This is a genomic window from Hydrogenophaga laconesensis (genome assembly GCF_031457235.1).
Taxonomy (GTDB): Bacteria; Pseudomonadota; Gammaproteobacteria; order Burkholderiales; family Burkholderiaceae_C; genus Hydrogenophaga; species Hydrogenophaga laconesensis.
The window spans coordinates 107,234-119,320 of sequence record NZ_JAVDWE010000013.1 but is presented as its reverse complement, the minus strand read 5'-3'; the positions used below and the strand labels follow the sequence as shown (position 1 = coordinate 119,320).

The following is a 12,087-nucleotide window of genomic DNA, read 5'->3' as shown; positions in this document are numbered from 1 at the left end:
GGGCGGCTTGCATGGAGCCGCCCTTGCGGGCGAGCGGTGCGGAAATCAGTCCGCGAACTGGCCGGCCGCTTCGATGGCGGTCTTGAGCTTGCTGATTTCGCTGGCAACGAAAGCCTTGTGGCCCGCAGGCGTCACGCGGTTGTCGGTGGCGACCAGGGCGCCCAGCTCTTCCTGGCTCTTGATGAACTCAGGGTCCTTCAGGGCCACCACGAGCGCGTCGTTGAGCTTCTTCAGCACATCAGGCGGCGTGCCCTTCGGGGCGTACAGGCCGTGCCAGATGGTCAGGTTGAAGTCCTTGAGGCCCATTTCCTGCAGCGAAGGGTAGTCCTTCAGGAGCTTGTGCTTGTCCAGGCGCTTGGCGGTGGTCACGGCGAAGGCCTTCACGCGGCCGGCTTCGATCTGGCCGGTGGTGTTGGTGGTCTGGTCGCACATCACGTCCACCTGGCCACCGATCAGGTCGTTCATGGCCGGGCCGGTACCGCGGTAGGCGATGGTGGTCATGGACTTGTCCAGCTTCACGGCCGATTGCCACATCAGGCCGCAGATGTGCGAAGCGGAACCCAGGCCGGCGTGGGCCAGGTTGAGCTTGCCGCCGTTGGCGCGGATGTAGGCCTCGAAGTCGCGGTAGGTGTTGGCGTTGAGCTTGTTGGTGCCCAGCAGCGTCATCGGCACGTCGTTGATGATGCCCAGGTACTCGAAGTCTTCCAGGGGCTTGAAGGTTTGCTTGCGGTACAGGCTGGTGGTGGCGGCCATGCCGATGTGCCAGACGAGCAGGGTGTAGCCATCGGGCGTGGCGCGGGCGACTTTGGTGCCCGCGATGGTGCCGCCAGCGCCGGCGGCGTTTTCCACCACGATGTTGGCGCCGCCCAGGGGCTTGCGCATGGATTCGGCCAGACGGCGGGCCACGAGGTCGGTCGGGCCACCTGCGGCAAAGGGCACCACGAAGGTGATGGGCTTGCTCGGGAAAGCCTGGGCGAAAGCGCCAGTCGACACGGCCGCCGTCAGGGCAGCCAGTGCAAGGATCTTTTTCATACGGTGCTCCTTAAGGGTTGGATAACCCTCGCATGGTAGTGCGCGCGGCCTCGCCGGGTATCGCGGAAATTACTTAGCTCAACGCCTGGGAAAACCCTCGCCACCGGTCTTTTCAGTCAGTTTGGCGTCAGTTCCGGTCGTGTTGTGCGCGTTTCCTGGCTTCCGGGGTGCCGCTATTGGTAGCTGCGCGCGTCCTCGATCACCTTGCCGTCGTTGGGCAGGGAGCCGGGCTGGACCAGTTCGACCTGCGCGCGCAGTTTGGTGATGTCGCGCACGGCCGCCTCGATCTGCTGCTGCAGGCCGCTGTCGGCCTCGCTGGCCTCCACGCGCAGGCACATCTGGTCGTTCGCCATTTCGCCGCTGACCACCAGCCGCGCCTTCTTCACTTGCGGGAAGCGACGTGCGATGTCGGCCACCTGTGACGGGTGCACGAACATGCCCCGCACCTTGGTGGTCTGGTCGGCGCGGCCCATCCAGCCCTTGATGCGCTGGCCCGTGCGCCCGGTGGGGCAGGCACCCGGCAGGATGGCCGAGAGATCGCCGGTGCCGAAACGCACCAGTGGGTAGGCCGGGTTGAGCGTGGTCACCACCAGTTCGCCCACCTCGCCATCGGGCACGGGCTCGCCGGTGCCTGGTCGCACGATCTCGACGATCACGCCTTCGTCGATCACCAGGCCCTCGCGCGCCTGCGTTTCGTAGGCCACCAGGCCGAGGTCGGCGGTGGCGTAGGTCTGGAAGACCGCCACACCGCGTTCGCCGAACCAGTCGCGCAGGCTGGGCGGGCAGGCCTCGCCCCCGACCGAGGCCTTGCGCAGGCTGCTGACGTCGGCGCCGGCTTCGGCCGCCTTCTCGATCAGGATGCGCAGGAAGCTGGGTGTGCCGGTATAGGCCTGCGGCCGGAGTTCGCTGATCGCCTGCAGCTGCTGTTCGGTCTGGCCGGTGCCGGCCGGGAACACGGTGCAACCCACGGCCAGCGCGCCCGACTCGAGGATGAAGGCCCCGGGCGTCATGTGGTAACTGAAGGCGTTGTGCACCAGTTCCCCGCTGCGGAACCCCGCCGCGAAAAGCGCGCGCGCGGCGCGCCAGTAGTCGCGCGTGGCCGCCTCGGGTTCGTAGATCGGGCCCGGGCTGGCGTACACCCGGCTCATGCCCGGGCCCCAGCGCAGCGCCGAGAAGCCGCCGAATGGGTCCGTGGCGCGCTGCGCCTTCTGCCGCTCCAGCAGTTCGTGCTTGCGGATCACAGGCAGTTTCGCCAGCGCGGCGCGCGAGGCCACGGTGGAGGCGTCCACCCCCGCCAGCAGGCCGGCGAAAGCGGGCGCGCTTTTCTGCGCATGCGCCACCTGCGCGGGCAGCGCGGCCATCAGCGCCGCCTCGCGCTCATCGGCCGGGCGCGCCTCCAGTGCATCAAAGAATTCGGTCTGTGCCATGGCTGAAATGTGTGAGTGAGGTGACTGAAACCAGGACGCCGCGGAACCGGCTTTGCCGGGCCGCGGGCGTCGCCCCTGAGGAGTGACGCGCCAGCGGCGCGGGGGAGCTCTAGGCCAGCCAGCGCTTCCTGCGCTTGTAGCTTTTGACGTCCTTGAAGGACTTGCGCTCGCCGCCGCCCATGCCGAGGTAGAACTCCTTCACGTCCTCGTTGTTGCGCAGCTCGCTGGCGACGCCATCCATCACGATGCGGCCGCTTTCCATGATGTAGCCGTAGTCCGCGTACTTCAGTGCCATGTTGGTGTTCTGCTCGGCCAGCAGGAAGGTGACCTTCTCCTTCTGGTTGAGGTCCTTCACGATCTCGAACACCTCTTCGACGATCTGCGGCGCGAGACCCATCGACGGCTCGTCGAGCAGCATCACGCTGGGGTTGGTCATGAGCGCGCGGCCGATGGCGCACATCTGCTGTTCGCCGCCCGAGGTATAGGCAGCCTGGCTGGTGCGTCGCGTCTTCAGGCGAGGGAAGTAGGCGTATACCTTCTCCAGGTTCGCGGCGATCTCGGCCTTGCTCTTGCGGGTGTAGGCGCCCGTCATGAGGTTCTCCTCGATCGTGAGGTGGGCGAAGCAGTGACGCCCCTCCATCACCTGCACCACGCCGCGCTGCACCAGATCGGCCGGCGACAGGTTCTCGATGCGCTCACCGCGCAACTCGATGCTGCCCTTGGTCACCTCGCCCCGCTCTCCCCGGAGCAGGTTGGAGACGGCGCGCAGCGTGGTCGTCTTGCCCGCGCCATTGCCGCCAAGGATGGCCGCGATCTGGCCCTCGCTGACCGTGAGCGAGACGCCCTTGAGCACCAGGATCACGTGGTTGTAGATGACCTCGATGCCGTTGACGTTGAGAACGGTGTTGGATGTGCTCATGAAGTGCTTTCCTTCTGGACCATTTGCAAGGCACGGCACGCCGGCCTTGCAAATGGCGGCTGGCAAAACCAGCCGCGAAAACGAACCTCACCGGAGCGCGGCATCCCCTCCAGGGACACCAAGGGTCCGGCTTTGCCGGCCCGAGGTGTCGCCCCCTTGAGGGGGTCGCGCGCAGTGCGGCGGGGGTGTTTAACTCTGGCAGTCCGCCGGCGTGCGCGGCGTCAGCTTCTTCTCGGTCGCGTACTTGGCGGCAGTGGCTTTCACCAGAGGCTTGATGATCTGCTGGTCGGCTTCGATCCAGTCGGTGGTGAAGCCCCACTTGGTGCCGTCCCAGGTGTGGATGCGTGCCGCACCCGCGCCCACGTGGTCGGCGCACGAGGTGCTGATCGGGCCGCGCAGCACGCCCTTGAATCCGAGGGCGTCCAGCTTGGCCTGCGTCAGGTTCAGGTTTTCCAGGCCCCAGCGGACCTGCTCACCTGTCATGACCTTGCCCTTGCCAAAACGCTCCTGAGCGGCACGGATGCCTTCCACGCCCATGGCCGCGCTCACCACGCCGCGCAGGTACAGCGTTTCGCCGACTTCGTCGCGCGGACCGGTGCCCTTGTTCTTGTCGTGCAGCTTGGCCAGGATCTCCTTGATCACGGGCGCGTTCTTGTCCGTGCCGTGTTGCAGCGTGACGCCGTTGTAGCCCTTGGCGCCCTGGCCGACGTCCTTCACGTCAGGCTCGGCACTGGACCACCACACGCCGTACATCTTCTCGCGCGGATAGCCGGTGGCCTGCGCTTCCTTGAGGGCGGTGGAGTTCATCACGCCCCAGCCCCACAGCAGCGTGTAGTCCGGACGCGCCTGGCGGATCTGCAACCAGGTCGCCTTCTGTTCCACGCCCGGTGCGGCCACGGGCAGCAGCTGCAACTCGAAGCCGTGCATCTTGGAGCGCTCCTGCAGCAGCGGAATCGGTTCCTTGCCGAACGGGGAGTCGTGGTAGACCAGGGCGATCTTCTTGCCCTTGAGTTTGTCCAGGCCGCCTTCCTTCTGCGCGATGGCCTGCACGATCACGTCGGCCGCCACCCAGTAGGTGCCCAGTAGCGGGAAGTTCCACTTGAAGATGGTGCCGTCCGCGCTCTCGCTGCGGCCATAGCCGGTGGTGATCAGCGGGATCTTGTCGACCGCGGCCTTCTCCGTGAGCGCGAAGGTGGCGCCCGTGGCCCAGGGGTGGATCAGCGTTGCGCCGCCATTCTTCCCCTTGAGTCGCTCGTAGCATTCCACGCTGCGCGCCGTGTCGTACATGGTCTCGCACTCTTCCACCAGCAGCTTGACGCCGTTGATGCCGCCGCGTTCGTTGACCAGCTTGTAGTAGTCGACGATGCCATTGGCGGTGGGCGTGCCGTTGGGCGCGTAGGCGCCGGTGCGGTACGAGAGCACCGGCAGGTACTGTTCCTTGGCCTGGGCCAGGGCGGCCGTGGAGACCAGCGAGGCGGAGCCTGCGATGGCCAGCGTGGCGGCGACGACGATCTTGCGAAGTTTCATTACTGTCTCCATCTCGTTGAAAGGTTGAAACACACTCACTCGGTTAACGCGCAAACACCTCGGAAAACAGGGCACTTGCGAACACCTTCCCCTTCAGTGCGGGAAGGGCCACAGGCGCAGCTTCTGTTTTCCAATGGACCACAGCCGCGCCAGTCCATGCGGTTCGACGATCAGGAACCACACGATCAACCCACCGAAGATCATCAGCTCGGCATGCGAGACCGCGGTGGTGGAGATTTCGAAGCCGAACAGACCCGCCACGAAAGGCAGGAACTGGCTCAGCGCAATGGGCAGCACCACGATGAATGCCGCACCGAAGAAGCTGCCCATGATGGAGCCGAGGCCGCCGATGATCACCATGAAGAGCAGGCGGAAGGAGTAGTCCACCGAGAAGGCCGAAGGCTCCCAGGCACCGAGGTAGACGAAGGCCCAGAGCGCACCGGCCACGCCGATGATGAAACTGCTGACCGCGAAGGCGCTGAGCTTGGCGTACATCGGGCGGATGCCGATCACCGCGGCGGCCACGTCCATGTCGCGGATCGCCATCCACTCGCGGCCGATGGCGCTGCGCACCAGGTTCTTGGCCAGCAGCGCAATGAGGGTGAGCACCGCCAGGCAGAAGAGGTACTTGCTCGCCGCGCTCTCCAGCGGCAGACCGAACACCTGCAGGTTGGACACGGCCACCGAGCCGGATGGCGTGTCCAGCGTGAACCACTTGATGCGCAGGAACATCCAGTCGGCAAAGAACTGCGCCGCGAGCGTGGCCACCGCCAGGTACAGGCCGCGCACGCGCAGGCTCGGCAGGCCGAACAGGATGCCGAAGAAGGTGGCGCACAGGCCGCCCAGGATGAGCGCCGGAATGAGTGGCATGCCGGGCACCCGCACGAAGAAGTTGTACGCACCGTACGCGCCCACCGCCATGAAGGCGCCCGAGCCCAGGCTGATCTGGCCGCAGTAACCCACGAGCACGTTCACGCCCACGGCGGCGAGCGAGAAGATCAGGAACGGGATCAGGATGGCGCGCATCAGGTAGTCGCTGGCCAGCATCGGCACGGCGATGAAGGCGAAGGCGATGAGCCCGAGGATGAGCCAGCGGTCCTGCGCGATCGGGAAGATCTGCTGGTCCGCGCGGTACGTGGTCTTGAACTGGCCGTTTTCACGATAGAACATGTTCTTCTTTCAGATCGATGATCTTTTGGCTACGGCATCACTTTGCTGCGCAAAGTGAGCCTCTGCTGAAAAATCATTGCCCGCGTATTTCATACGCGATCAATGATTTTTTCGCCGAACAGCCCCTGAGGCCGGAACAGCAGGAACACCAGCGCCAGCACATAGGCGAACCAGATCTCGATGCCACCACCCACGAAGGGGCCAAGGTAGACCTCGGAGAGCTTCTCGCCCACGCCGATGATCAGGCCGCCGATGATTGCGCCGGGCACCGAGGTGAGGCCCCCCAGGATCACCACCGGGAGGGCGCGCAGCGCCACCGTGGTCAGCGAGAACTGCACGCCCAGCTTGGAGCCCCAGATCATTCCCGCCACCAGCGCGACCAGCCCGGCCACGCACCACACGATCACCCAGATGCGGTTGAGCGGAATGCCGATGGACTGTGCCGCCTGGTGGTCGTCCGCCACGGCGCGCAGCGCGCGGCCGGTGGCGGTCTTCTGAAAGAACAGCGAGAGCACGATCACCATGGCGGCGGCGATGGCGGCGGCGATGATGTCCTCCTGGTTGAGCAGCAGGCCGCCCTGGAAGACCGAGTCCAGCACGAACACCGGGTCCTTGGGCATGCCGATGTCGATCTTGTAGATGTTGCTGCCGAAGATGGTCTGGCCCAGGCCGTCGATGAAGTAGGTGATGCCCAGCGTGGCCATGAGCAGCGTCGCCGCTTCCTGGTTGACCAGGTGGCGCAGCACCAGCCGCTCGATCAGCCAGGCCATGATGAACATCAGGAAGCCCGCCACCGCGAACGCAGCCACGTTGGCCACCCACTTGTTGTCGATGCCGATCCACTGCGGAATCCATTCGGACAGGCGTGCCATCGCCAGCGCGGCGAACAGGACCATCGCACCCTGCGCGAAGTTGAAGACGCCCGAGGCCTTGAAGATCAGCACGAAGCCCAGGGCCACCAGCGAATACAGCATGCCCACCATGAGGCCGCCGAACAAGGTTTCAAGAAAGAATGCCATGGTCAATTCCGTTCGCGAGAAGGGGTCCGTCCAGGGGTGCCGTGGAACTGGCTTTGCCAGGCCACTGGCACCGCCCCCTTGAGGGGGACGCGCGGAGCGCCGCGGGGGTGTTCATCAATGACTCGTGCCGAGGTAGGCGCTGATGACCTCCTCGTTGCTGCGCACCTCGTCCGGGGTGCCGTCGCCGATCTTCTTGCCGTAGTCGAGCACCACCACGCGGTCGGAGATGTCCATCACCACACCCATGTCGTGCTCGATCAGCACGATGGTGGTGCCGAACTCGTCGTTCACGTCGAGGATGAAGCGGCTCATGTCCTGCTTCTCTTCGAGGTTCATGCCCGCCATGGGCTCGTCGAGCAGCAGCACCTGCGGTTCCATGGCCAGCGCGCGGCCGAGGTCGACGCGCTTCTGCAGGCCGTATGGGAGTTGTCCCACCGGCGTCTTGCGGTGCGCCTGGATTTCCAGGAAGTCGATGATGTGTTCGACGAACTCGCGGTGGGCTTCTTCCTCCTTCTGCGCGCCGCCAATGCCGAAGGGATTGCGGAACGCCTGAGCAAGCAGGCCGCTGCGGATGCGCAGGTTGCGCCCCGTCATGAGGTTGTCGATCACGCTCATGCCCTTGAACAGCGCCAGGTTCTGGAACGTGCGGGCGATGCCCATCTCGGCCACCTGGCGGCTGTTCATGTGCCGGAAGGTGCGGCCGCGGAAGCTGATCGAGCCCTCCTGCGGCTGGTACACACCGTTGATGCAGTTGAGCATGGAGCTCTTGCCCGCGCCGTTGGGGCCGATGATGGCCCGCACCTCGTGCTCGCGCACATCGAAGCTGATGTCGGTGAGCGCCTTGACGCCGCCGAACCGCAGGCTGATGTTCTGGACGTTCAGGACAACGTCGCCGATCTTCTTCTGTGTCATGGTGGGAGCGGGGTGTTCGGGCTCAGGCCGCGGCCTTGACGGGGGTGAAGGTCTTCGCATCGCTCAGCTTGAGCGTGGCGCTGACGGAGCCGGTGCGGCCGTCCTCGAACTTCACCTGCGTTTCGATGTACTGCTCGGTCTTGCCCTCGTACAGCGCATCGACCAGCACGGCGTACTTCTCGGCGATGAAGCCACGGCGCACCTTGTTCGTGCGGGTGAGTTCGCCGTCGTCGGCGTCCAGCTCCTTGTGCAGCACCAGGAAGCGGCTGATCTGGCTGCCCGCGAGCAGGGCGTCGCGGCTGAGGTCGGCATTGACCTTCTCCACGCAGTCCTTGATGAGTTCGTACACCTCGGGCTTCTGCGCCAGGTCGGTGTAGCCGGCGTAGGGCAGGTTGCGACGTTCGGCCCAGTTGCCCACCGCCTCGAAGTCGATGTTGACCATCACGCACACACGTTCGCGCTGGTCGCCGTAGGCCACGGCTTCCTTGATGTGCGAGAAGAACTTCAGCTTGTTCTCCACGTACTTGGGCGCGAACATGGCGCCGTCGTGCGCGCCACCCTTGATGCGGCCCACGTCCTTCACGCGGTCGATGATCTTCAGATGGCCCGAAGCGTCGATGAAGCCGGCATCGCTGGTGTGGTACCAGCCGTCGGCCGTGAGCACCTCGGCCGTGGCGGCCTCGTTCTTGTAGTAGCCCTTGAGCAGGCCGGGCGACTTCACCAGGATTTCACCCGTCTCCGACAGCTTGATCTCCACGCCGTCGCAGGGGACGCCCACCGTGTCGGCGCGGGCTTCGTGGTCGGGCTGCAGGCAGACGAACACGGCGGTCTCCGTGGAGCCGTACAGTTGCTTGAGGTTGATGCCGATCGAGCGGTAGAAGGAGAACAGGTCGGGCCCGATGGCCTCGCCCGCGGTGTAGGCCACGCGCACGCGGCTCATGCCGAGGTTGTTGCGCAGCGGCCCGTAGACCAGCCAGTCGCCCAGGCGGTACTTGATGGCGTCGATGAGCCCGAGGGATTTGCCGTCCATGCGGTCGGGGCCGACGCGGCGCGCCAGCGCCATGAAGCGGTGGAACATGCCGCGCTTGATCGCGCCTGCGTCTTCCATGCGGATCATCACGCTGGTGAGCAGACCTTCGAACACGCGCGGTGGCGCGAAGTAGTAGGTCGGGCCGACCTCTTTGAGGTCGATGGTCACGGTGGACGACGACTCGGGGCAGTTCACCACATAACCCGCCACCAGCCACTGGGCGTAGCTGAAGATGTTCTGGCCGATCCATGCCGGTGGCAGGTAGGCCAGCACCTCGTCGGCGGGCGTGAGGTTGTCGAATTTCGAGCCCACGGTGGCGCGGTCGATCAGGGTGCGGTGGCTGTGCACCACGCCCTTGGGGTTGCCCGTGGTGCCGCTGGTGAAGAACATCGCGGCCACGTCGTCGGGCTTGCCCTGTTCCACCTGTTCGAGGAAGAAGCCCGGGTGGGCGTTTGAATGGGCCTGGCCCGCCGCGATCAGGGCTTCCACACTGTCCAGCCCGGGCTGGTCGTAGTTGCGCAGGCCGCGCGGATCGTCGTAGTAGATGTGGCTGAGCTGCGGGCAGCGCTCGCGGATTTCGAGCATCTTGTCGACCTGCTCCTGGTCTTCCACCACACAGAAACGCACCTCGGCGTTGTTGATGGGGAAGACGCACTCGGCGGCCACGGCGTCCTGGTAGAGCGGCACGGGAATCGCTCCCAGCGATTGCGCGGCCAGCATGGTGGCGTAGAGGCGGGGACGGTTCGCGCCGATGACCACCAGATGCTCACCGCGCTGCAGCCCGGCGAGATGCAGTCCGCAGGCCAGCGCCTCGACCAGCCCGGCCATGCCGGCCCACGTCGTCGTCTGCCAGATGCCGTATTCCTTCTCGCGCATCGCCGCCCCCTGCGGTCGGCTTTTCGCGTGACCCAGCAAGAGCCGGGGGAACGTGTGTTGCATGCATGTCTCCTGAGGCCGGCCTCACGGCGCCGGTGCCAGGAATGCCCTTCAGGACATTCCGTCATGTGGCGCATGGTAGGTCTTCGTTTGACGTCATGTTGTCGGTTCGACGACAATCTCGGGTCATCCCTCCTAGGACTTTCCCTAGAAGGGTTGACCCCATGCACCCCCACACCTCAACCCGTTCCGGCACCGTCCTGCGCGATCGCAAGCGCCCGCCCACCGAAGCCGAACTGGCCGAGATTCCCTGGCTCGACAGCCTCACGCCCATCGAACGCGAACGCGCCGTGGCCGCCCTGGTGGTGGGTGACGCCGAGGCGGGCGACTACATCTGCCGCTTCGGGCGCCCGGTCACGTACTGGTTCGGCCTGGTCGATGGCCTGCTCAAGATGAGCAACGACGATTCGCAAGGCCCCGTGATCACCTTCACCGGCGTGGCGCCTGGGGGCTGGTTCGGTGAGGGCACGGTGCTCAAGCACGAGCAGTACCGGTACAACATCCTCGCGCTGCGCAAGAGCCGCGTGGCCGGTCTGCCTGTGGACACGTTCGACTGGCTGCTGGACCACTCCATCGGCTTCAACCGCTTCGTGATGCACCAGCTCAACGAACGCCTGGGCCAGTTCATCGCCGCGCGCGAAATCGACCGGCTCAACAGCCCCGACCTGCGCGTGGCGCGCAACCTCGCCTCGCTGTTCCACCCGCTGCTCTCGCCCAACGTGGGCGGGGTCCTGCGCATCACCCAGCAGGAGCTTGCTTACCTGGTGGGCCTTTCGCGCCAGCGCGTCAACGAGGCGCTGACCACGCTGGCCGCCAGGGGCTGGATCCGCGTGGAGTACGGTGGCCTGCGCGTGCTCAATCTGGCCGCGCTGCGCTCAGGCACGCTGGATGAAGGATGATCCCCGCATGACCACAGACAAACCCGCTGCCCGCACGCTCAAGCTCAAACCGGGCGCTGCCAGCAAACCCGCCGCCGATCCGTTCGCGCCACGCCGCGCGCCGGTTCGGCCACCCGGCCCTGCGCGCGCCAAAAGCGTGTCGGCTTCTGCACCCAGGCCGCCGCGCGAGCCTGCACCGGCCCGCAGTGCCCCGCGCAACGCCCCCGACAACCAGCGCGCCGGCCACCCGCCCCGCGCGTCCGCGCCTGCTCCACGCCCGACGACGCAACCCCATCGGCCCGACCTCGCCCGTGTGGGCAACGTGCGCGGCGAAATCCGCCTCAACAAGCGGATGGCGGATCTCGGTCTGTGTTCGCGCCGCGAGGCCGACGAATGGATCGCGCGCGGCTGGGTGAAAGTCAACGGCGAACCGGCGGTGATGGGCCAGCCCGTGCCACCCGACGCACACATCGAAGTGGCGCCACAGGCGCGCCACCAGCAGAGCGGGCAGGTCACCATCCTGCTGCACAAGCCGGTGGGCTATGTGAGCGGCCAGCCCGAGGACGGGCATGAGGCCGCCGCCACCCTGATCGGCGCGCCGAGCCAGTGGCGGGGCGATGCGCGCACACCCAGCGATGGCCGGCGGTTTGTGCCGGAGCACACGCGCAATCTGGCGCCGGCCGGCCGGCTCGACATCGATTCCACCGGCCTGCTGGTGCTCACGCAGGACGGCCGGGTGGCGCGTCAGCTGATCGGCGAGAGCAGTGGCGTGGAGAAGGAGTACCTGGTGCGCGTGCATTTCGCGCCCAATGGCCCGCAGGGCGCCGGCCTGGTGACGCAGGATGTGCAGGCGGTCTTTCCGGCAGCGCAGCTCGCGCTGCTGCGCCACGGCCTGAGCCTGGACGGCCAGAAGCTGCGGCCCGCGCAGGTGGACTGGCAGAACCCGGAGCAGTTGCGTTTCGTGCTCACCGAGGGCAAGAAGCGCCAGATCCGCCGCATGTGCGAGCAGGTGGGCTTGCATGTGGTCGGGCTCAAGCGCATCCGCATCGGACGGGTTGTGCTGGGGAATCTGCCGGTGGGGCAGTGGCGGTTTCTTTCGGCTTCCGAGTCTTTCTAAGTTTTTCTGGCGGTGACCTCGCGGTGGGCCGATGGCGGTGCCCGCCTGCTCCGGGCAAGTCAGGCGCTGGCCTTATTCGCGGTTGCCACAGAGGCTGAGCACCAACCAAGGCGTTGACAA

The 12,087-nt window shown here is 66.0% G+C and carries 10 protein-coding genes; 2 read left to right on the top strand and 8 right to left on the bottom strand.

The window, feature by feature from the left end:
* Positions 1-45: 45 nt before the first annotated feature.
* The 8 genes from J2X09_RS20340 to J2X09_RS20305 all read right to left on the bottom strand — a co-directional run bounded on the left by J2X09_RS20340 (position 46) and on the right by J2X09_RS20305 (position 9,975).
* A complete protein-coding gene (locus tag J2X09_RS20340) occupies positions 46-1,032 on the bottom strand; it encodes a tripartite tricarboxylate transporter substrate-binding protein (protein WP_204735094.1) in 987 nt (328 codons plus the stop codon).
* A gap of 173 nt (positions 1,033-1,205) precedes the next feature.
* Entirely contained in the window at positions 1,206-2,459 is a 1,254-nt protein-coding gene (locus J2X09_RS20335; protein ID WP_204735093.1) for a phenylacetate--CoA ligase family protein, read from the bottom strand.
* Positions 2,460-2,568: 109 nt separating this feature from the next.
* Positions 2,569-3,378, bottom strand: coding sequence for an ABC transporter ATP-binding protein (locus J2X09_RS20330; RefSeq protein ID WP_204735092.1), 810 nt, complete (start codon positions 3,376-3,378; stop codon positions 2,569-2,571).
* A 189-nt stretch (positions 3,379-3,567) separates the two neighbouring features.
* Positions 3,568-4,905: an ABC transporter substrate-binding protein gene (locus J2X09_RS20325; protein WP_204735091.1), complete on the bottom strand. Its 1,338-nt coding sequence runs from the start codon at positions 4,903-4,905 to the stop codon at positions 3,568-3,570.
* 93 nt (positions 4,906-4,998) lie between these two features.
* On the bottom strand, positions 4,999-6,075 hold the full coding sequence (locus tag J2X09_RS20320) for a branched-chain amino acid ABC transporter permease (protein WP_204735090.1): 1,077 nt from the start codon (positions 6,073-6,075) through the stop codon (positions 4,999-5,001).
* A gap of 89 nt (positions 6,076-6,164) precedes the next feature.
* Entirely contained in the window at positions 6,165-7,094 is a 930-nt protein-coding gene (locus J2X09_RS20315) for a branched-chain amino acid ABC transporter permease (protein WP_204735089.1), read from the bottom strand.
* A gap of 114 nt (positions 7,095-7,208) precedes the next feature.
* Positions 7,209-8,006, bottom strand: coding sequence for an ABC transporter ATP-binding protein (locus tag J2X09_RS20310; RefSeq protein WP_204735088.1), 798 nt, complete (start codon positions 8,004-8,006; stop codon positions 7,209-7,211).
* A gap of 22 nt (positions 8,007-8,028) precedes the next feature.
* Entirely contained in the window at positions 8,029-9,975 is a 1,947-nt protein-coding gene (locus J2X09_RS20305) for an AMP-binding protein (RefSeq protein WP_204735087.1), read from the bottom strand.
* Positions 9,976-10,136: 161 nt separating this feature from the next.
* On the opposite strand from J2X09_RS20305, the gene J2X09_RS20300 reads away from it, so the two are divergent.
* Both J2X09_RS20300 and J2X09_RS20295 read left to right on the top strand, forming a co-directional pair.
* Entirely contained in the window at positions 10,137-10,871 is a 735-nt protein-coding gene (locus J2X09_RS20300; protein ID WP_204735086.1) for a Crp/Fnr family transcriptional regulator, read from the top strand.
* Positions 10,872-10,878: 7 nt separating this feature from the next.
* A complete protein-coding gene (locus tag J2X09_RS20295; RefSeq protein WP_310309162.1) occupies positions 10,879-11,967 on the top strand; it encodes a pseudouridine synthase in 1,089 nt (362 codons plus the stop codon).
* Positions 11,968-12,087 lie beyond the last annotated feature (120 nt).